Source organism: Psychrobacillus lasiicapitis, assembly GCF_006861795.1.
GTDB classification, from domain to species: domain Bacteria; phylum Bacillota; class Bacilli; order Bacillales_A; family Planococcaceae; genus Psychrobacillus; species Psychrobacillus lasiicapitis.
The window spans coordinates 273236-295399 of sequence record NZ_VDGH01000006.1 but is presented as its reverse complement, the minus strand read 5'-3'; the positions used below and the strand labels follow the sequence as shown (position 1 = coordinate 295399).

Below are 22164 nucleotides of genomic sequence, written 5' to 3'. Positions count from 1 at the left end.
TCTCCTTTACTTATTCTTCCCTTATCCTTCCTATTAAAACTCACTAAATAGAAATCTGACGATGAAAAACTTCTGCTATGATAAAATGGAAGTACTTTTAGCTTGAAAGGAAGAAATGAAATGAACTCACCTTTTACGTATAAACATACAGCTCCATTAGAAGCTGGAAAGCAACCGGCTATCTTTTTATTACACGGCATGGGAAGTAACGAAGAAGACTTACCACAACTTGTTAAAAATTTTGAGGAGAGCCACCATATTTTCAGTTTACGTGGACCGATTGTTCACAATCCAGGTTATGCGTTTTTTACCATTGCGGAAGTAGGAAAACCTGATCGCGATGTATTTGATAAAGTACTAACCTTTATTCAATCATTTATACATGAAGCAATCGAAGAGTATGACCTAGATCCAAACGGTATTACGCTTTTAGGCTTTAGCCAAGGAGCAATACTTGTACAATCATTAGCACTAATTATGGGGAATGCTATTAACAGCGTTGTTGCATTAAGTGGATACATACCTGATTTTGTAAAAGAAGAATATAGTAAACGTCCAGTCGATCAATTGAACATTTTCATTTCACATGGGGATTATGATTATGTCATTCCTTCCCAGTGGGGGGCAGAAAGCAAAGATTATTTCGAAGCGCTCGGAGCAAATGTAACGTTTAAAGCTTACAGAGATGGGCACGGGGTAACTCCAGAAAATCATCAAGATTTACTAGCATTTCTGAAGGATCAATAATACTAACTTGCGGGACTCTCTGATAGAGTCCCATTTCTATTTCGCCAACAACTTATTTGGCTAGCATTTATTTGTTGATTTTTAGCTTCTAGCGTAAACTTGATTCTTTCCATTTTGCTTTGCATGATAGAGCCGCATGTCTGCTAGATGGAAAAGCTCATTGAATGAATTAATGGACTCATGTTCCGTAGAAGAAATTCCAAAACTGGCCGCTATTTGTATAGATTGCCCGTTTTTCACTAATTGCAGGCTTGCTATCGATTCTTTTAGGATATTCGCAAGTCTCAGCGTCTCCTCAAAAGGTTTTCTACTAATTATTACAAATTCATCTCCACCGTAACGACCAACAAAGCACCCCGAGCTTAACGTATTTTTACATAGCATCCCTACTTCTCGAATAACTTCGTCACCTATCAAATGTCCATGTACATCATTAACCATCTTAAACCCGTCTAGATCAAATGCTATACAACTAATTGGTGCATTTGTATTTGTTAGATCACTGAACCAGCTAGTAGCAAGTTCATTTAAATAGCTTCGATTGTACAAACCTGTCAAGTAATCTAATTCTGCTTTTTTCTGTATCTTAGACAATTGATGTTTTATATTCAGCTTTATCGCCTTAAATTCAAGTTCTCGTTCATTAATCGTCTGTAAAAGCTGAATATATTCTTTTTGCACTTGATAGGATTGATGGATGTCCTTCATCACCTCACTTATTTTCAAACGTTTTTCTTGGATAGTCTTTAATAAATACACATCCTGATAAGTATCTACAATTTCCTTAGCAGTTGAATATGCTTGAAATGATTCTTCATACGCTTCTTTCTTACTTAGCCAGTCCCCTTTTAACATTTGGAACTGTGCACGTTCTCGTATAAAGGATTCGAACACATTTTTCTTTTCCATTTCATCCATCACTAATCTCGCATCTTCTAATAGATTCAAACAAATATACGCATGAGCAATATTGAACATTACCCGTACTTCTAGAACAGGAGAATTAGGCTCGTGTTGCTTTGCGGCCGCAAGTCCTTTTTTAGCATTTTCTAATGCTTCTTCATAAGCATCGAGCTTAATACAAACATGACTATAATTACTAAAGGCATTACTCAAAATGTTATATCTCTTTAGTCGCTTCGCAAGCTGCATACTTTTGTTTAAGGTTTCCTTTGCAGACTCATATTGTTTGTTGAATTCATATAACAAAAACAATACATTATATAATTGCAGATAGTCTGTATCATCTCCATGAGCCAGTGTAATTTCTTCATACCGTTCCATACTTATAAAGGCTTCCTCTATGTCTCCAATTGAATAATAAGAAGCGGCCTGAGTGATATGAGCGATAAGTATAGATTTGTAATCTTTATGTACTGTTCCAAGCTCTAATAGCTCGCTGGCTAGCTCTATTGTTTCTTGGTATTTCCCATCAGCTCGTAACTGCGTAACCTCTGCCTGCAATCTGCTTAACACTTCTTTCATGACCACTTTCCTCCAATCTTTTCGGGTTTCTAGATTAAAATAATACGAATGATACTTAGTACCCGTTTTATAGGAAGTGTTGAATATCACTTTTACCTATATATCCATTTTTTTATACTCACTTTTTACTCAATTCATTATAACTTGGAAATATTTAATTATCTAATCATTGTATTTATTCATAAGTGTTAAATAATTTGTAAATAGATTGTAATTTATCGTTACTTTTAACACCCCATACCACTAATTCTTAATAACTTTACCGACTTGCCGATACATATTAAGTGGAAATAATAAATAGTTAGGAATGATTTTATGAAGAAGGGCATTATTTTATCTACGTTCATCGTTTTGGCGCTTATACTCACTGGATGTTCGAATAAGGAAGAGCGTACAAATGCCAATGAACGAGTAAAGATAGGGGTTATGCTTTCAGATGATGGTCTAGGAGATCAATCATTCTCGGATCTTGGTTTAATAGGCTTGGAACAAGCTCGTGACGAGTTAAATATATCTTTTGATTACCGAGAAATTCAACATACAAAGACATATGAAAATGGCTTGGAAGAGCTAGTTGCACAAGGAAATGATTTAATCATAGGATTAGGCTTTTCTTTACAAGAGGCACTTGAAACAATAGCTCCAAAATATCCAGATACTATTTTCGTACTTATTGATTCCGTATCGGATGTGCCTAATATTTATAATGTTACTTTTAAAGAAGATGAAGGCTCATATTTATTAGGTGCTTTAGCTGCTCTTAGAACAGAAAGTAATGTTGTTGGATTTATAGGTGGCATGGATACTCCCCTTATCCAAAAATTCGAGAAAGGTTTTACAGCAGGAGTCAAATCCCAAAACCCAGAAGCACAAGTGCTTACTACTTATGCCAATAGTTTTGGTGACGACAAACTTGGAGCAAGTATTGCAAGAGAGATGATTGCTGGGGGAGCAGATTTTATTTATCCTGCAGCTGGCTTTACAGGAGTGGGGGCAATTCTAGAAACCCAGAAAGCTGGTATTTACTCATTTGGAGTAGATAGCGATCAATATTATTTGGCGGAGAACAGTATCGTGACCTCTATGTTAAAGCAAGTAGACATCGCCATTTTCAATACGATCAAAGAGTTTGTGGAAACTGGGAAAATTTCCGAAAAAAATCAGGTGTTAGGCATAAAAGAAAAAGGTGTAAATTTGGCTCCTATTCGTGTCATTAATCTTTCACCCGACGAACAGAGTAAACTCGATAAACTACAAGAAGAGATTTCAAATGGATCAATTACCATACAATAATAAAAAGCGAGGTGAAAGTAGATGAAACTTAAACAAAAAATATTACTGATCTCTCTTATTCCATTACTGCTTTCTGCTTGCATTATTGGATATAACATTACTCAATTAGCTTCACTAAAATCTTCTACCGAACAAATCGTGAAGGACTTAGTGAAAGTAGAAGAACTGAATAGCACCGCAAAAAGCCTTCAAAAATCTTTAAGCGCTTATTCTTTAAATATTTCCGAGAGCAATAAAAACGATATAGACATCGACTTAGCAAATATGCTATCGCTCTACGACTCACTAAGCCCTACCTTAACGAAAGAGGACCAGCAAGCTATTTCGAAACAACTCTTGCGTAAATATGAAGAAATTTTAAACGAGACAAACCGCGCGTTAAGTACACAAAACATAGCAGAAATAAAGCGGCAATCTCTCCGAACAAAAGGGATGATAAATGATGTAATCGAACTAAAACGAAGTATTACATCTGAATATCTAATGATGCAGTCTGACTTACAAACGAAGATTAATGGAATTATGTCTATTTCCATTATTTTAGTTGCAACCCTTTTAATTGGCAGTATTTTATCTACTTTCTTCTTTACGAACCGGATTGTACATCCAATAAAGCAAATTACAAATAACGCAGAAGAAATTGCAAAAGGAAATTTAACCGTCAAACTAGCAAATGTCACAACTCGGGATGAAGTGGCAGCTTTACAAAATTCCTTCCAACAAATGACCATCCATTTAAGAGATGTCATTACACATGTATCAGATAGCTCCAACCAAGTTGCTGCTTCTGCAGAAGAATTAATGGCAAGTGCTGATGAAACTATGAAAGGAACCGAGCTAATCTCTACTTCTATTCAACTCGTTTCAGATGGAGCGGACCAACAAACCTTCATGTCTGATGAATCTGCACGTTCAGCTGAAGAAAGTGTAAACGCAGTAACACAAATAGCAGAGCAAGCGAATGCTGTTATGGAGCTTTCCGTATCAACCAATGAAAAAACAAAACAAGGTGCTGAGTTCGTTCAAGAAACCGTTTCACAGATGAAATCGATCAGCACATCCGTTGAAGAAACAGACAAAGCACTTATTATACTAAATGATCGTACTAAAGAAATCGTACACGTATTAAAACTAATTACTGATATTTCAGAACAAACAAATTTACTTGCACTAAACGCTGCGATTGAAGCTGCAAGAGCCGGGGAAGCAGGAAAAGGATTTGCCGTGGTAGCAGATGAAGTAAGGAAACTATCCGAGCAAACAAGAAATTCTGTATCAAGTATTTCTGGAATCGCCTCTGAAATTGAACTAGATACAAACAAGACCATTGCTTCGATTAATGATGTGAAAGATAGAGTGAATGCAGGTCTAGAAATTGCCCATCATACCGAAGAGACATTCCACGATATCCTTGTTTCTGTAGAGCTTGTAAAAGAGCAGGTAAGCACTATTACGAAAGTCACTAACAATATTAACGATCAAATGGTACAAGTATCTACTCATGCGCAAGAGATGACTAACGTCGCTAAAATAACTGCGGACAGCTCTAATTCCGTTGCTGCTGCTTCCGAGGAGCAATTAGCCTCTATGGAAGAAGTCACAGCTGCAGCCGTTTCCTTAGCTAACCTTGCAGAAGAGTTACAGCAAAGAATTTCGAAGTTTACGGTGTAAGGGATTTACGGAACACAGTAATAAGTTTGGGATTGTTTATCTCAAAAGGTGATTGTTAGCCTTCTTGCTTGCCACACCTTGCATGAGAACAACTTGTGTTGCACACGAGCTGGTCTCATGGCTGAGGTTTATGCGGCCCAGCGCGCTACGGCACATATATAAAAGTTATTTAGCTGGAGAAGATTTCTTAATAAAAAATGCACAACGTTCCAGTCATTACTCGCAACATGATATAGAATTTGCGCAACATTCCAATTCAAATGCGCAACGTTGTCGAAAAAAATAAGGCTATCTCTTCAGTCAAAACTGACTGGGAGATAGCCTTACTTAGTTTATTCCTGCATACTAGATACAACTTGTCCTACAGCTTTTGCTGCTACTAATAAAGATGCTTCATCAATATCAAATTTTGGATGATGATTGAAGTATGGATCCTCCACTCCTTCAGGTGTACAAGCAATATAGAAGAAGCACGCTGGGAATTTCTCCGCGTAGTAAGCAAAATCTTCCGATGGCGCTAATGCCGGGAACTCTCTCACTTCTTTAATATGTGGATCATTTGCATTTTTTAGTGTCTCAGCCACTTTCGCTGTTAACTCAGGGTTATTGTAAACTGGTGGATAATCTGGTGTGTATGTTAACTCACAAGTAACACCAAACTCTTCTTCCAATCCTTTCACAAGGCGTCTTACTTCCCTTTCAATCGTTTCTTTTGTTTCCACTGTCATATAGCGAATGTCAGCTTCTAGTTCAACACTATCTTTAATGACGTTGAATGTGCCTTTCCCATCAAACGAACCAATGGTAATTACTCCAATATCAAATGGGCTTAATCTGCGACTAATAATTGTTTGAGCTGCCGTAACAAAATGAGCACCCGCAACAATTGCATCGTTTGCTAAATGGGGAGAGGAACCATGTCCACCTCTACCTTGAATCTTTAATTTCATATACGCTCTTCCATTGAAAGCAAAACCTGCGTGATAGCCGACTAATCCTGCCGGACCCATTGGTAGCAAATGAATTCCATACACTTCATCTAAATCATCTATTAATCCAGATTTCACAATGCTTTTTGCCCCACCAGGTGGAACTTCTTCTGCATGCTGATGAATAATTTTAATCGTTCCAGATAACTCTGATTTTAATTGGATCAAGCAATCAGCTAATACCAATAAATAAGCGGTATGTCCATCATGACCACATGCATGCATAACTCCTTCGTTTTTTGATTTAAATGGAACTGGTGTTTCTTCCATAATTGGGAGTGCATCAAAATCTGCACGAAGCCCAATAGTTTTACCGGGTTTATCCCCTTTAATCGTAACAATGATACCGTATCCATTTCCAACGTTCGTTTGAACTTCCACGTCTTTTCCTTTATAAAAGTCTTCAATATATTTAGCTGTTTTTTCTTCTTTAAATGATAGTTCTGGATTTTCGTGTAAATAACGGCGAATTTGAATAATTTCTTGTTCTCGTTCTTCTAACATTTTCATTAATGTTTCTTTCATAATATCTGCACTCTCCTTATTTAACTTCATTTTTACCAGCGTTATTAGGAACCATGAAGAGAATTGATAGCAATGCAATGATCGCGAAAATCACGTTTGTTATAATACCACCAGTTGCCGCTGCATCAACCCCACTTTTGTCTGCAATCATTGCATAAACAGTAGCTGAAATCGCAACCCCAAAAGCTGAACCGAGGGAACTAGCCATTTTGTAAATACCAGATGCTGCCCCAATTTTATCATCAGGTGCATTGGATACCGCTGTATCTGTAGACGGTGTTGCGTACAGCCCCAAACCTAAGCCGAACAGTGCAAAACCGATGAATACGACAATTGTATAAGCTACGTCCGGTAAAAATGTTAAGCCCATTACACCAACACCGATCAGTGTCAAAAATGCGCCCCAAAGCATTGGTTTTTTCGCACCGATTTTTTGTAGAATTTTTTCACCAACACGAATCATACCCAGAACTGCAATGAGGTAGCCTATTGATAACATACCCGATTGGAAAGATGTAAATCCTCTACCCTCTTGTACATACGTATTTGCAACCACCAATGTACCTGCAACCGCATTAAGCAAGAAGTTAGAAACTGTTGCACCCGTATATGGGGCATTTTTAAATAGCCCAAAATCGATTAACGCATTCGATTTACCATTTTCTACTTTCACAAAGATAATTGCCCCAATGATTGTCACCGCTACTAAAGCGATTGTAATCCAGTTTGTCCAGCCAATTTCAGCACCTTGTGTGATGAAAATATTTAACGCCAACATCGTGATAATGAAGATAATTAATCCACCTATATCGAATTTCGAATTACCACTGTCTTTTGCTTTACTTTCAGGCGTGTCTTTTATTAACCATAACGCAAGAACTGCGAAGATAATGGAAAAAATAAAAATCCATTTCCAACCCATATATGTTGCGATTGCACCGCCTAATAAAGAACAAACACCAGAACCACCCCATGAACCAATAGACCAAAAGCTTAGTGCACGCTGACGCTCAGCGCCTTCAAAGTAAGCTTTCATTAACGCGATTGTAGAAGGCATAATACATGCCGCTGAAATCCCTTGAATAATACGACCAATAATGAGTAATGCAGCACCGTTTGCTAACACTAAACAAAGTGAACCGATAATACTTAAAATCAGTCCAATATTAGTGATTTTCTTCCGTCCTACTTTATCTGCAAGACCACCTGCCGCAACGATAAAAATACCTGAGAATAATGCCGTTAAGCTAATTGCAATATTTAATGTTCCCATTGAAATCCCTAAATCTTTTTGGATCGCTGGAACTACGTTAACCATTGCTTGGGCAAATAACCAGAATGTTAATACACCAAATACAATACCTGTAATCATTTTATTTGAACCTTTATAGGTTGTTCCCATCATATACACTCCTTATTTCGTTGCTTCATACGTACGTATTGATTATTTGTTAAAAATGCTGTTTCATGCAAAATATTTAATAATTAGTTCAAGGCCTGTTTTAACTTGTTAGGTAAGCTTCCCTATAGCTATATTTTAAAAGAATGATCATTATTTCATCATGCTTTTTTTGATGTGTTGCTATACAAAATTGGATATTATTATGATTAGCGAAATGTTAGGTACAAAAAAGACGGTTAATATTATACCTTTTGGTGTAAATTTTCCTCGAGGGTTGGAGGAATAGAGAATAATTTGTTGTACAAAAAACACACCAGTGGACACTAGCTACGCTAGTATTCACTGATGTGTTCCAAGATTTCATACGATTGCTGTTAAACGTACGATTTGCGTATATCAAAAAAGTGAATGGCATTGATCGTTAAATATGAGTAGAATGACCAGTCTCCATCTATTGTTTCATCAAAAATTTGCAAGGATGGATGACTGAGTCGATGAATATATTCAGCTATTTCTATATCTACTCCATGCTTACTACCTAAATTCCACCAGTTTGTATAAAGAGCTCCATTATCTTTATCATACGTATACTTTCGTACCTGATACTCCCCAGGCTTCAAGCCTTCAATAATTACACGTATATCTTTATTCAACTTTTTCAAAAATGCATCTTCAATAGAGAAATAGGGGTTTACATTAATGCAATTCATGAGCACTAATTGATAGCCCCTCTCATACTCCGTCATGATGAAATCTGGGCCTTGTGCGACAATGCTTCCAGACAATTTTTCCGCAAACGACATTGCATAAAAAGCCGGACGTTTTCCATTAAAATAATGAAACAATTCCATTCCTTCTAACTGAATTCGGTGATACTGATCATCGACTTCATGCAATTCCGTGTTAATCCAAAAAGCAAGTGAGTCGACATCATTTGAAATATCCCAAGCACTTTTTAACACTAAAGCCCCTCGGAAAAATGTGCCATTTGTATAACGTGTATTTCCAGATAACGTATTCCACGTCACTAAATGGAGCGGTTTGTCGATATGATGCTGCTTTAAAAAATATTTCACTTTATTTGTTTTTTCTTTAATATAATCCTTTGCTAACAAAAATCGATCATTACTCGTCTCTTCAAAATCAATGACTTCATTTTGATTGGCATGGAAACCAATAAAATCTATGCGATCGTCTTCTTGTAAAATCCACGTATGGCGATTGCTTGTTTTTTCTTCTTTATAAGAAAATGGCAAATACACACCAATATGAATTCCAGGAACAATTTTTTTGATACTGCTATACAATTTCTTATACATCCGACATAATTCTTTTGGTTCAACTGCTGTAAAATATGATTCATAAAAGAGAACATGCCACTTACTTACATAATATTCTCCAAACACTTGAAGACAATGGCGAAGAAATTCCTCCAATTTTTTAAAATAAGAAGCTTCATCCACTGATATATCTTGATAGCTAACACGGCTAAATATGGCAAGATCATGCTTCTTCAAAAAGTTAATAGCCATATCCGCTTTAAAATACGGGGAAGAAGTCGCAATCGCCTCGTCTGTTTCAACAGTGGGTAGAAATGTAGCATTACTGACTAAGTTCTGAATGCCTATATAACTAAGCCTCAAATTTTCTTTTACAGTTAGTACTTGCTCCCGTATATCCTCCTTTAAGAGCTCTTTTAATTCTCGAACGATTAAGACATGATCGGGGCGAGTAATTTTGTCACTGGAAGGAACAGACACATCAATACGCAACTCTTCAAAACGAGTTTCCGTATTGCTGTATGTTTTATTTGTTTCAGCAAGCATTGATCCTAATTGAAGAAAAATGGAGGATGAGTTAGTGATTGTTTCCACGCCTTTTATGTTTGCCGTTTTATCAATGTTTACATTCTCTTTCTTATGTCTTTCCCGATATATTTTTGGTGTTTCCTCGTAAATTTCCTTAAAAAGGCTCGTAAAGGATTTCGTGTTCGGAAAACCATTATTCATCGCTATAGAAGCAATGGAGTCTGTTGTATAAAGCAAGTCTTTCACACTATGTCTTAATCGGACATCCATCAAAAAACGACTAAATCCCACGCCCATTTTTCGTTTGAAATAGCGAGATAAGTATCCCGGTGACATATATAACATATGGGCCATCTGTTCTAATGTCATCTGTTCTTGATAATGTCTCTCCATATAATCAATGAGCTGTACGAGTCTATCATCTTCAGTATCTAGCTGCCCTAATGCATTTCCTTCCTCTTTGAAACGACGAATAAGTATAAGAAGAATTTCACTTACAATCCGTTGCATTTCTATCGTGTAAATATCGTCTTTACGATAGAAAGTGATGACCATTTCACCAAATAATGTCCGGAGCTGATCCATTAATGCCTCACGCCCGATGTCTATGTTTTGTGAAAAGCATTCAAACCATTGGTATCGATAATCTTTATAGGATTGTTCCATATACAAATCAGAAATGGTGAATCGCAGAACACTGTTTTCTTTATTTCCTTTCATCTCAAAAAGCTCGTTTCGATTAATAACAAGTAGATCCTTTTCTTTCATTTGATAAATTCTACTACTCGTCTCGATCGTAAGTTCCCCTTCGATCACTAACACAAATTCAATCCCGCGATTTACTTCACGGTCTACGTGACCAATTTTTTGTATACGAAGATGAAAATCCTTTAATCGCTCGTCCATAACGATCACCTCCTAAAACCCTTATCGTCATCTTACTAATTGAGAAGTATATGGTGCAACACTTATCAGTTCACATAGAACGAGTATCTACCGGTAAAATAAATAATACAAATATTTGGTCCGTGGGGTAATTTGCTGTTAGGAGTTATTTTCGTGTTAGCCTGTTTTACTATTTGTGTAGGGCTAGTTTCTGCTTGTGGAAACTATTTTCATTCGTGAGTACCTACAGTAAGCTATAAAAAGATTGCATTATTTTTTACACTCATTAGTTTGGGGTTGTAAATTTTGGACTAAATACAATTTTCTCGTTGAGTGTTCCATTTTTAGTAGCTACTTACTCTTCGATTGTGTTAATAGTAATTTCTATTTTCATCCGCTATTTGGAGGCTCTTCTTATGTTTATATCGGTGCGATATCACTTACTAGTATAATAGCTTTATATGACGGCCTTAGAGCATTTGGATTCACTTTCGGCATAATTGACACATATAGGGGCTATCTTCCTTTTTCAGAGCTGGGGCTAGGATGGATTGTACCTGCATTTATAGGGTCTGCAATTTGTTATATATGAAAAAAAGAAAATCAAAAACGATTACAACACAATTTCATATTAAGTGAAGTTCAGCTCTTTTTGTGTTAATAATAGTAATAGGTAAAAAATTCTGTTCTTTATAAAAACAGAATGTATGATTTCTTCTATTTTTTGAAACTTTTTGCACGCAAGAACGTATCATTTATAAGGCTATTTTTAAATGGAGGGATATGAATGGGCATTAATTTGGTAAAAGGTCAAAAAATAGATTTAACTAAAGGTAGATCTTCCTTATCAAGCGTTATGGTTGGTTTAGGCTGGGATCCAGTTGAAAAGAAAAAAAGTGGTGGTTTTTTAGGAGGTCTACTAGGTGGCGGGGCTAGCGGAGCTGAAGTAGATTGTGACGCATCAGTGCTACTTTTGGATGAGAACGGCAAATTGCAATCTAAAAAAAATCTAGTGTATTTTGGTAACAAAGCTAGTCAAGATGGTAGCGTCGTTCACTCAGGGGATAATTTAACTGGAGCTGGTGAAGGCGATGACGAGGTTATCAATGTTAACTTAAACGCGATTTCACCTTCCGTGCATAAGTTAGTATTTGTAGTAAACATTTATCAAGCAAAACAACGAAAGCAAGATTTCGGTCTTATTCAAAATGCCTTCATCCGACTTGTAGATAACGGAACAAAAGAAGAATTAGTACATTATAACTTATCCGAGAACTACGCCGGAAAAACATCTCTTTTCCCAGGCGAGTTATATAGACACGGTTCTGAGTGGAAATTCTCCGCTGTCGGTGAAGGTACTTCCGATTTAGACATAGGTTCAATTGCAAACAAATACTTATAAGGGAGCTGTTTATGAATGGGCATTAACTTATCAAAAGGACAAAAGGTAGATTTAACAAAAACAAACCCAGGTTTGGTGAATGTAACAATCGGGTTAGGTTGGGATACAAACAAATACGACGGTGGTAATGATTTCGATTTAGACTCATCCGTATTCTTACTTGGAAGCAACGGGAAATGTACTTCTGAAAGCGACTTCGTATTTTATAACAATACAACAGGTGGAGGCGGTGCTGTTGTCCATACAGGAGATAATCGTACTGGAGACGGTGATGGTGACGACGAGCAAGTAAATGTCAACTTATCAACTGTTCCATCTTCCATTGAAAAAATCGCATTCAGCATTACTATTCACGATGCAGAAACACGTGGGCAAAACTTCGGTCAAGTAAGTAACTCGTATGTACGTATTTTAAATGCAGATTCCGGAGAAGAATTAATCCGCTACGACCTTGGGGAAGACTTCTCCATTGAAACTGCAGTTGTTGTAGGAGAATTATATCGTCATAATGGCGAATGGAAGTTCAACGCAATTGGTAGTGGATACCAAGGTGGTTTGGGAGCTTTAGTTACTGACTTCGGTCTTAACTAAAACAGCACAAGCAAAAAGCAAGGGTCTTTTTCCTTGCTTTTTATTTTACAAAAAGTAAAACATAAGTGGAATATGGGTGAACCTAACAGCGCCTTCTTCATTTTTAGGAGTGGTATTCATGAAGCATTTTAGAGGAGTGCATGAAAAGGAATTACAACAATTTTTTCATGCAACGCCTAAAGATTTTTCGAAAGATCTAGATAAAAAAAATTTAGGCATTGCACTAGGAGCTACCTTATATATTCCAGGTTCTATGCCCGACATCAAATCAAAGTTAACGAACAATCAGTTAAAAAATTTAACAAACGCTATTATTTGCTTAGAAGACTCGATTGCAGATTCCGAGCTTTTCTTGGCAGAAAATAACGTGATCCATGAGCTCCGCTTAATAGACCAAGGTTTTGAAAAAGGAGTAATTTCAGAACATGAACTCCCCCTTCTATTCCTTCGCATCAGAAATGCAGAGCAGCTTCAAAAACTAGCAGAACAATTAGGAAGCACCATTCGCCTTTTCACTGGGATTGTTTTCCCAAAATGTACAACTTCGAATGCCGAGAATTTTTTATCCTGCTTACAAGATATTAATCAATATTATTCAACCTATTTATACGCATTGCCTATTCTCGAAACAAAAGAAATAATTTATGCAGAATCTAGAGAACAAGAGATTACAAGCTTGTACAAGTTATTCAAGCAATACGAAGACATTATTTTAACCATTCGTGTAGGGGCAACCGACTTTACAAGCCTCTTTGGTTTAAGACGTCCTGGCAACCGAACTGTATATGATATAAAACTTGTTTCAGATTGTTTAACTGCTATTTTAAACCAATTCACAAGACAAGAGGATAACTTTATCGTCTCTGGTCCTGTTTATGATTATTTTAGCTCGCAAAACCATGCGATAACTACTGATGACTTAAATGGATTTGAAGCTGTTCTATGGAACGAAGTACAACTAGATATTGACAATGGTTTTTTCGGGAAAACCTGTATTCATCCTTCTCAAATTGACATTGTGAATGCTGCTTACATAGTACCAAAAGAAATATACGATGATGCACGATTAATCGTCGGAAATAAAGACGAGACGAACGGAGTTTTACGAAGTTCGGCGAGAAACAAAATGAATGAAGTGAAGCCTCATTATAACTGGGCTTTAAAAATACTAACACAAGCAGAAATATATGGGGTGCTTAAAGAAAATGTTACATCACTCGACTTCCTCCAACATATCAAAAACGTACAACTTACACGGAGACTTAAAATTAACAATTGAAGTAAAAAGCAATCCAAATAACTTTTCACCTGATGCCCTTTTTGAAATGGGGGTAAGAATAAACAAAAAAAGAAACTTTTTATTCGTTAGCCGCTTACTCGGAAAGCATTTGGCGGTAGACCCCGCCATCTCTCTTGCAACCGGGTCTATTTTAGCTTCTATGCTACTTGAGAATGAAGGACAAAAACCTCTTCCACAGTTAGATGAAATTGTGGAAATGGTTAATTCAGGTATTCCAAATCGAGCATTAAACGCAAAATCATTGGCATACAAAGCAAAATTACCAACCAAAACTGTTTTTATTGGTTTTGCTGAAACTGCTACTGGCTTAGGACATGCGGTATTCAACCACTTTTATGATGCAACATATATCCATACAACGAGAGAAGAAATAATCAATTTAAAGCCTTCCTTTTATTTTGAAGAAGAGCATTCTCACGCTACCTCACACCGCGTCTATGCACCTGAAGAAATATTAATGGAAGCGGAAACGATTGTCCTGGTGGATGATGAAATTACAACAGGCCTTACCGCCTCCAACCTTATCGCAGCGTTAAGTAAATCATTTCCTGACAAACAATATAAAGTATTATCTATTTTAGATTGGCGAAGTGACGATCAACGAAGTGAATTTAATCATGTGATGAAAGCTCGCGGTATATCAGCAGAAGTAATTTCTATTCTTTCTGGTCAGTTTTTATTGAGCAATGAAGCATCGATTGAAGAAAAAGAGCTGACTTATCTTGAAGGCAAGAAGAAATTTGAACTATTTACGGACACAGCATTAACAACACCAGTCACTTCTACTTACTATAGTACACATGCTTCGTACAATACTTTTACAGGCAGATTTGGTTTAACCGCTGATCATCACGAAGAAATGGAAGAATGGATTCAAAATATGATTTTTAAGCTCCCTTCTATAGATAGAAACAAATCCACACTCGTGATTGGTGTGGGAGAAAATATATATTTTCCATTAAGATTTGCTTTGGCTTTTGGCGAAAAGACGAAAGTACAAACAACGACAAGAAGCCCTATTTTCGCTAAAAATGAAAAATCCTATCCTATTAAACAAAAATGTAAATTCACTTTACCGGACTCAAACGGAATCGATCAATATATATATAACCTAGCAGAAGTTGAAGCAGAACAAATCATTGTAATAGCAGAATCTGTGAAAGAAAAAACGACCTGGTTTCCACTGCTTACACATCTAGAAAATTTAGCACCTGTAACATGGATATCCCTTACCATGCCATATGAAGAAGGAGGAGAATAACATGAAGTTACATACGAATGAGTTAGTAAAAACAAGCTATTCTCCAGAAGATATTACTTTTTTATTGAAGGATTTATCGAACGTACAAATCGAGTCATCAATCGAATCACGGGAAAAGTCTTTTCAAAGCGGTTCTCACTATTCTGAGTCATTACCGATTGAATATCGCCCCACCGCTGAATACGTTAAAGTTTACGAGCAAGCGCTAAAGGATTCTGCTGATCATATCGCACAACTAGTTGGCATTTTAACAAGACGAGTGCGAAAATTCGCAAATACGGATGATGTCGTACTTGTTTCCCTTGCACGAGCAGGAAGTCCAATCGGCATATTAATGAAAAGATATGCTAAAAACTTTTTGAAACTTAATTGGCCTCATTTTAGTATATCTATACTAAGAGGAAAAGGAATCGATGAGGAAGCAGTTAAAACAATCAGGGAACTTCACCCAAATAGCCATATACAATTTGTAGATGGTTGGACAGGAAAAGGAGCCATTCAAAACGAGCTTACAAAATCAGTACAGCATTTAAATGCAGCATATCAATTTCGTTTAAATGATGATTTGGCTGTTTTAACCGATCCCGGGGAGTGCGCCACAATTTTTGGTACACGGGAAGATTTCCTTATTCCAAATGCATGCTTAAACTCTACAGTATCCGGCCTTGTTAGTCGCACCGTTTTAAACGATCAATTTCATCAACCCGGTGATTTTCATGGTGCAAAGTATTATGCAGAACTTGAAAATGAAGATGTATCCAATAATTTTGTTGACCATATTTCCATACTATTTTCAGAGCAGGAAGAAAGTATCAAGAAATTAGCAGCAGAATTTCCTATTACGGATGCAAGAACTTGGAGAGGAATGCAGGAAGTAGAAGCAATTGGTAAACAGTTCTATCAAACAATAGATATTAGTAAAGTAAAACCAAGTGTTGGAGAAACAACAAGGGTATTATTGAGAAGAAAACCATATAAAATACTAGTACGGGATACGAACCATGAATCAGTCCGCCATATCTTGCAGTTGAGCAAGGAAAAAAATATTCCAATTGAAGTTGTTCCAGAATTATTTTATCTTGCCATTGGACTGATTGAATCGGAGGATCTACGATGACTATTCTTTTTGCCAGTGATTTAGATCGTACACTTATTTATAGTAAAAACTCCAGAGGTACCGAGGTCCAAGAAAGGGACCTTTCCGCTGTAGAATGGGTCGATGAAAAACCAACTGCTTTTATGACCACAAAAGAAATTGAATACTTTCATAAACTTTCACCTACCATCACTTTTGTACCTGTTACTACAAGAACTGCGAGTCAGTATAATCGGATTACAGGGATTTTCCAACCATCTGAAAAACCAACCTATGCAATCGTTTCCAATGGCGCAGTTATTTTAGAAAATGGAAAACCCCTTACTGAGTGGTCAGACAAAGTGAAAAAACAACTCCAGCTAGATTGTACAACGATAGAACATGTAATGCCCCAGTTAGAGGCATATGCTAAAAAAGAGTTCGTTCTACGCGTTTTACATGCAGAGTCTTGGTTTGTATATATGATTATTGATGAAAAAATGTTCTCAGTGGAAGAACTTGAAAATCTTTCGCAAATTTTTTATGAACAGGGTTTTACACTTTCTCATCAAGGCAGAAAGTTGTATATTATGCCAAATTGTATTAATAAATCAACGGCACTTCAATTTGTGAAAGATCGAATAGAGGCCAAAACTGTTATTGCTGCTGGTGATTCTATGCTTGATTTTGATATGGTTATGAGTGCTGACCAGGGCTATATCCCCTCTCACGGAGAAGCAGTAAAACAAAGGGAACTACTCCCTCCTCATGTTTACGTCACAAACAATAGTGGAGTGCTTGCAGGGGAAGAAATAGTAAAAAAAGTATGTGAGTATTTGTTATAATAGTTGTGAATAGGGGGAGAGCCCATGGTGAATTTAAATCCAAAACGGATGAACTCGTGGGATTCATCCAATATTGGAAATTGGTTAAAAGATTCTTTAGGAGATCCTACGAAAGTATCTATTGACGGGGAAAAATTAACTTACCCTCAATTAGTTTGCCAATACGTCGGTATGTCCTTAGATGAAGATGAATATTTCTCTTTCCTGCATACACAAGTAAACGAATCTTCTGGCATGTTAACTATCCTTTCTGATGCGCTCAATAAAGAAATTTCAGCAGAAAGGTTACGCTCGATCAATCAATTGTTTGATATGCATCGAAAAGAAAAAGGATTATCCCCAAATCGAATGGTTGCATTTTTAGACGGTTATGCACTATTGCCTGCTTTAAAAGATACTGGCCTAAATAGAAGAATTCGAACCACTTTAATAGATCTATTAAAAAAACTGCAAGCTACTTATGCAGAAGGAACCCTTCATCACGAATATAGACGAATTACAACCGATCTAGTGAAGTGGATTTTCAACCATGTAGAACCTGCTTTAGAAAAAGTAGATTTTAAAAAAGGCCTACCTGGATTTCTTTGGTACGGCGAGTCTACACCGAGCGAAAAATGGTTCCTTTCCTTTTTAGCTAATTTTGGTTTTCATGTAGTTGTATTTAATCCTTCCGATGAGGCTTGGCCAAAACAAATGCTAGGAATTGATGCAGAGCATAGCCATCGCTTTCCGAAAATAGAAACTGAACTAAAACCATTGCCAGATGAAATGCCTAAAATTGCAGGAACTGTTGCTTTTAAAGCAACCCAAGAGATTAATGAACTATTACATCATGAAAACTCAGGATTATATAAGCCATTCCAATTCAAGTCTTTTTCCACGAATTCTATCCGATTAAAAACGACAGAAGATGAAGCGTTTTTAATCGCAAAAGAAAGAGCGATGATTCGCCCTTATTTTGAGGTAAGCAATAAGCAAGTAACTATCCCTGTTGTGTTTGCTAAAATGATGGGAATTGATAAAAATCGTAAGCGCTTCTGGAACAAAGTGCACTCTTTAACTGAACGTGAAGATACACATGTCATTCGACATTTCCCTTTCACAAAGGAGCAAAAAACAAATCAGCTTTTTCATTATCGAGATGCATTAGGAGCAAATGGGATACTAGATGCCGAAAAGATGAAATCTGCCAATTGGTGGACATATGGCAAATTACCAACAGGCACACAAACTGTTATTGGAGAAGCGATAGCTAAACATGCAGAAGATCCAATTTTACTTCCTCAAGGAAAAGAATCAACGGAAGATCTTCAGCTATATGCATTTGCACAATCGATGGTATTACCGGACTTTGTTATTCGTCTTTTGCAAACTTTTGACTATCCACAATTTGTCCCCACCATTTTTCTTTATAATGAGGAAAATGGACCAGAGTTAAGTAGAGCAGATGCTAATGCATTGTGTATGATGCATTTACTAGGACTAGACGTTATCATTGTTAACCCCAAAGGTCATTTGGACATTGAAAAATGGGTACAGGAAGGTACATTCGACTTACATTGGATGGATGATCGAAGTTTTAATGAACCATTTAAAAATCCAAGTGTCGTACAAAAAATCTTTAAAAAATTTCGTTAGTATGAGGGGGAATAAGAAATGGAACTAGAAAAGTTAGAAATAGACCAACAAGAAAAGCTTTTAGAAGAAAGTACCGATTTAAAGGCACAACTGAAGCGAGATCCTCAAGTATTACAGCTAGTAGCTAGAATAGATCCTAAAAACCAGGTGGAACTTCTGGAATTTGGTCGTGAGCCAGCAAATGAAATATCCACCTTTACAGGCAAAATTCTAAACACGATCAAATCAAGCAGCATGGAAGAATCAAGCGAGCTTTTAAAACAGCTTGGTAAAATCATGGATAAATTCGACAAAAAAGATTTCGTTGAAAAGCCTTCATTCCTCGGTAAAATATTCAAACAAGGCGAAAAGCTTATCGAAAAGTTATTCAACAAATACCAAACAATGGGCAGTGAAATAGATAAAGTATATGTGGAAATAACAAAATATGAAAAAGAGATGAAAAATTCAACAGTTACATTAGAAGAGCTGTATGATAAAAACTTTAACTACTTTATGGAACTAGAAAAGTATATTGTTGCAGGTGAACTCAAAGTAAACCAGCTAAGACAACTTGTTCCTAATTTACAACAAAAAGCAGAATCCGGTGATCAGCTTGTATTAATGGAGCTAAATAGCCTACAAAACGCAATCGAGCTACTCGACCAACGCATATACGATTTAGAAATGGCTAAACAAGTTTCCTATCAATCGGCTCCACAAATTAGAATGCTACAACGGGGCAATACAAAGTTAATCGGTAAGATAAACTCTGCATTTGTCACGACTATTCCAATTTTTAAAACCGGACTTATTAATGCTATTTCAGCTAAAAGACAAAATCTTGTGGCACAATCGATGAGTGAATTAGATCGTAGAACAAATGAAATGCTCCTTCGAAATGCCAATGACATTTCGAAACAAAGTGTCGATATCGCTCGAATGTCCGGCCAACCGAGCATTAAAATTGAAACAATTGAACAAACATGGGATACGATTATGCGTGGGATGAATGAAACAAAGGCAATTGAAGAAGAAAACCGCAAGATGAGAGAACAAGGACGTCTTCGACTAGAAGAGCTACAAAAGAAATACGAGGACGGGCAAAGAAAATAATTTACTTTTAACAATGGATGAGGAGGAAACAGAATGTCAGTTATTAACCTTTCAAAGGGGCAAAAAATTGATTTAACGAAAACGAATCCAGGATTAAAAAATGTCATAGTCGGATTAGGCTGGGATACGAATAGGTACAGTGGTGGAAATGACTTTGACTTAGACGCTTCCGCTTTTATCGTGGATGGGAACGGGAAAGCGTTTAATGAAAAAAGCTTTATCTTTTATAATAATCTCCAAAGTGAAGATGGCTCGGTTATCCACACTGGGGATAACCGTACTGGAGTCGGTGACGGGGATGATGAACAATTACTCGTCAAATTACCACTTGTTCCAAGCGTCGTACAAAAAGTCGTTTTTACGGTTACTATTCACGACGCAGAACTGCGTAAACAAAACTTTGGTCAAGTTTCCAATGCGTTTATCCGAATTGTTAATGAAGATACAAATGAAGAAATCGTCCGTTATGATTTAGGTGAGGACTTTTCCATTGAAACAGCCCTTGTAGTTGGAGAAATCTACCGACATAATAACGAATGGAAGTTCAATGCAATAGGTAGCGGCTTCCAAGGTGGATTAGCTGCATTAATTACCGAATTTGGACTAAACTAAAGCGAAAACATTTTGAGGCTATTCCCATTGTCAGTAATGACTTGTGGATAGCCCCCTTTTTATTAACCTTTGTCTTTGTACATTTTATCCGATATACCCTCTTTACGTTGGTTCGGCGTCATTGGCTCTTGCTTTGGTAGTAAGCTATCAAATTCAGCCTCAAGCGAAATTTCTTCTTTCATATTTTTGCTTTTAATGTCTGGATTTAACGAATTCGTGTATTTACTTGCTTTTTTATAATTTTCAAAAGACATGTTTACATCACCCTTTCATCTCATTCGTGCCTTTTTAATATGGCTAGTAAACCTGTTTTCATTCATACACTAAAAATCGATGAAGGAAGCGTGAAAGTAACATCGCCACCAGAAGAAAAAAAGCGATCAAACTAACAACTCCAGCCCAACCAAAATTGGACCAAAAAATACCACCCGCAGTTCCACCAATACTCGACCCGACATAATAAAAGAATAAATAAAGCGATGAAGCCTGTGCTTTATCATGATTTGCGCGATGACTTACCCATCCACTCGCAATCGAATGAGTACCAAAAAAACCAAAAGTAAATATGGTAATACCAATAATCTTCAAGGTTAGATGAACATCAAGCGTGATAAGACTACCCGCAAACATGATAATAATCCCCGAAATCAAAACTTTTTGACGACCAAAACGATCAGCAAGACTACCAAACCATGTAGAACTGAACGTTCCAACCAAATAAATGATAAAAATCCAACCAACAATGGTAGTACTCAATGAATATGGAGGATCAATTAATTTAAAACTAATGTAGTTATACAAAGAAACAAAACCGGCCATTAAAGTAAAGCCTATACCAAAAAGACAAAGCATTGCTGGATCTCTTAAATGATCCAATAGCGACTTTGCTAATGCTTTCACCTGTAATTTTCGTGGTTCAAAATGTTTAGAAGTAGGCAAGGAAGCAACAAAGTAAATACTAATCGCAATACTAAGTAACCCAAGAAAAATCATTCCAACTTTCCAGCTAAATAAATCTGTCATCGTTCCCATAATAATTCGTCCTGCTAATCCACCAACTGAATTCCCACTTATATAAAGTCCCATAGCAACTCCGAGACTCTTTGGTTCCACTTCTTCTCCCAAGTAGGCCATTGCAATAGCCGGAAGACCTGCAAACGCAATCCCCTGAATGACTCGCAAAGCAAGCAAAAATTCAAAACTAGGTGAAAAAGCAATTGCCAACGTTAATACAGATGCCGAAACAATAGAAATCGTCATCAATCTTTTACGTCCCCATGCTTCTGAGAGGGATCCAAATATGACCAGACTAATCGCTAATGCCAAAGTTGCAAAAGACAAGGATAAACTCGCTACTGCCGGTGAAATATGAAATTCCTTTGAAAACTCTGGTAGCACTGCTTGCGTACTATATAGATTAGCAAACGTTATAAACCCCGCAGCAAATAAGGCCAGATTCGTCTTTTTAAATTCTTTTGTTCCTTTTTGTATATAATCCATTTCTAAAAAATCGCCTCTTTATCGAAAACTACCCATTACA

20 protein-coding genes are annotated in these 22164 nt (G+C 36.7%); 14 read left to right on the top strand and 6 right to left on the bottom strand.

Features of this window, described 5'->3' with window-relative positions:
* The first annotated feature begins 120 nt into the window (after positions 1–120).
* Positions 121–747 carry an alpha/beta hydrolase gene (locus FG382_RS12195; RefSeq protein ID WP_142539147.1) on the top strand — a complete coding sequence of 209 codons (627 nt, stop codon included), beginning with the start codon at positions 121–123 and terminating at the stop codon, positions 745–747.
* Positions 748–828: 81 nt separating this feature from the next.
* Here the strand turns inward: FG382_RS12195 and FG382_RS12190 are convergent, their stop codons facing one another.
* A complete protein-coding gene (locus tag FG382_RS12190) occupies positions 829–2232 on the bottom strand; it encodes a tetratricopeptide repeat-containing diguanylate cyclase (RefSeq protein WP_142539146.1) in 1404 nt (467 codons plus the stop codon).
* Between the two features lie 315 nt (positions 2233–2547).
* Between FG382_RS12190 and FG382_RS12185 the strand changes: the two genes are divergently transcribed.
* Both FG382_RS12185 and FG382_RS12180 read left to right on the top strand, forming a co-directional pair.
* Entirely contained in the window at positions 2548–3525 is a 978-nt protein-coding gene (locus tag FG382_RS12185; RefSeq protein WP_142539145.1) for a BMP family lipoprotein, read from the top strand.
* Between the two features lie 21 nt (positions 3526–3546).
* Positions 3547–5196, top strand: coding sequence for a methyl-accepting chemotaxis protein (locus tag FG382_RS12180; protein ID WP_142539144.1), 1650 nt, complete (start codon positions 3547–3549; stop codon positions 5194–5196).
* Positions 5197–5528: 332 nt separating this feature from the next.
* Here the strand turns inward: FG382_RS12180 and FG382_RS12175 are convergent, their stop codons facing one another.
* The 3 genes from FG382_RS12175 to FG382_RS12165 all read right to left on the bottom strand — a co-directional run bounded on the left by FG382_RS12175 (position 5529) and on the right by FG382_RS12165 (position 10826).
* Positions 5529–6710 carry an amidohydrolase gene (locus FG382_RS12175; protein ID WP_142539143.1) on the bottom strand — a complete coding sequence of 394 codons (1182 nt, stop codon included), beginning with the start codon at positions 6708–6710 and terminating at the stop codon, positions 5529–5531.
* A gap of 16 nt (positions 6711–6726) precedes the next feature.
* A complete protein-coding gene (locus tag FG382_RS12170) occupies positions 6727–8115 on the bottom strand; it encodes an MFS transporter (protein WP_142539142.1) in 1389 nt (462 codons plus the stop codon).
* Between the two features lie 371 nt (positions 8116–8486).
* Entirely contained in the window at positions 8487–10826 is a 2340-nt protein-coding gene (locus tag FG382_RS12165) for a helix-turn-helix domain-containing protein (protein ID WP_142539141.1), read from the bottom strand.
* A 102-nt stretch (positions 10827–10928) separates the two neighbouring features.
* Here FG382_RS12165 and FG382_RS23540 point away from each other — a divergent pair, with 102 nt between their 5' ends.
* From FG382_RS23540 to FG382_RS12110, 11 genes are all read left to right on the top strand, one after another.
* Complete coding sequence (locus FG382_RS23540) at positions 10929–11045, top strand: branched-chain amino acid transport system II carrier protein (RefSeq protein ID WP_142539184.1); 117 nt, start codon at positions 10929–10931, stop codon at positions 11043–11045.
* Between the two features lie 25 nt (positions 11046–11070).
* Positions 11071–11397: a branched-chain amino acid transport system II carrier protein gene (locus tag FG382_RS23535; RefSeq protein ID WP_170206505.1), complete on the top strand. Its 327-nt coding sequence runs from the start codon at positions 11071–11073 to the stop codon at positions 11395–11397.
* Positions 11398–11592: 195 nt separating this feature from the next.
* The gene (locus tag FG382_RS12150) at positions 11593–12207 is read left to right on the top strand and encodes a TerD family protein (RefSeq protein ID WP_142539140.1); all 615 of its coding nucleotides are present in this window, start codon (positions 11593–11595) and stop codon (positions 12205–12207) included.
* 15 nt (positions 12208–12222) lie between these two features.
* Positions 12223–12798 (top strand): TerD family protein, encoded by a 576-nt coding sequence (locus tag FG382_RS12145; protein WP_142539139.1) that lies wholly within the window; start codon positions 12223–12225, stop codon positions 12796–12798.
* Between the two features lie 118 nt (positions 12799–12916).
* Positions 12917–14077 (top strand): HpcH/HpaI aldolase/citrate lyase family protein, encoded by a 1161-nt coding sequence (locus FG382_RS12140; RefSeq protein WP_142539138.1) that lies wholly within the window; start codon positions 12917–12919, stop codon positions 14075–14077.
* Entirely contained in the window at positions 14004–15359 is a 1356-nt protein-coding gene (locus FG382_RS12135) for a phosphoribosyltransferase domain-containing protein (protein WP_229677374.1), read from the top strand. The genes FG382_RS12140 and FG382_RS12135 overlap by 74 nt, the downstream gene beginning before the upstream one ends.
* 1 nt (position 15360) lies before the next feature.
* The gene (locus FG382_RS12130; protein ID WP_142539137.1) at positions 15361–16476 is read left to right on the top strand and encodes a cysteine protease StiP family protein; all 1116 of its coding nucleotides are present in this window, start codon (positions 15361–15363) and stop codon (positions 16474–16476) included.
* Positions 16473–17279 carry an HAD family hydrolase gene (locus FG382_RS12125; protein WP_142539136.1) on the top strand — a complete coding sequence of 269 codons (807 nt, stop codon included), beginning with the start codon at positions 16473–16475 and terminating at the stop codon, positions 17277–17279. The genes FG382_RS12130 and FG382_RS12125 overlap by 4 nt, the downstream gene beginning before the upstream one ends.
* Before the next feature lie 24 nt (positions 17280–17303).
* Positions 17304–18917, top strand: a complete 1614-nt coding sequence (locus FG382_RS12120) for a YceG family protein (RefSeq protein WP_142539135.1) — start codon at positions 17304–17306, stop codon at positions 18915–18917.
* An 18-nt stretch (positions 18918–18935) separates the two neighbouring features.
* The gene (locus FG382_RS12115) at positions 18936–20012 is read left to right on the top strand and encodes a toxic anion resistance protein (protein WP_142539134.1); all 1077 of its coding nucleotides are present in this window, start codon (positions 18936–18938) and stop codon (positions 20010–20012) included.
* 33 nt (positions 20013–20045) lie between these two features.
* Positions 20046–20624: a TerD family protein gene (locus FG382_RS12110; protein ID WP_142539133.1), complete on the top strand. Its 579-nt coding sequence runs from the start codon at positions 20046–20048 to the stop codon at positions 20622–20624.
* A 62-nt stretch (positions 20625–20686) separates the two neighbouring features.
* Here the strand turns inward: FG382_RS12110 and FG382_RS12105 are convergent, their stop codons facing one another.
* Together FG382_RS12105 and FG382_RS12100 are read right to left on the bottom strand one after the other, a co-directional pair.
* Positions 20687–20878, bottom strand: coding sequence for a hypothetical protein (locus FG382_RS12105; RefSeq protein ID WP_142539132.1), 192 nt, complete (start codon positions 20876–20878; stop codon positions 20687–20689).
* Between the two features lie 58 nt (positions 20879–20936).
* Positions 20937–22124 carry an MFS transporter gene (locus tag FG382_RS12100; protein ID WP_142539131.1) on the bottom strand — a complete coding sequence of 396 codons (1188 nt, stop codon included), beginning with the start codon at positions 22122–22124 and terminating at the stop codon, positions 20937–20939.
* Positions 22125–22164: the final 40 nt, after the last annotated feature.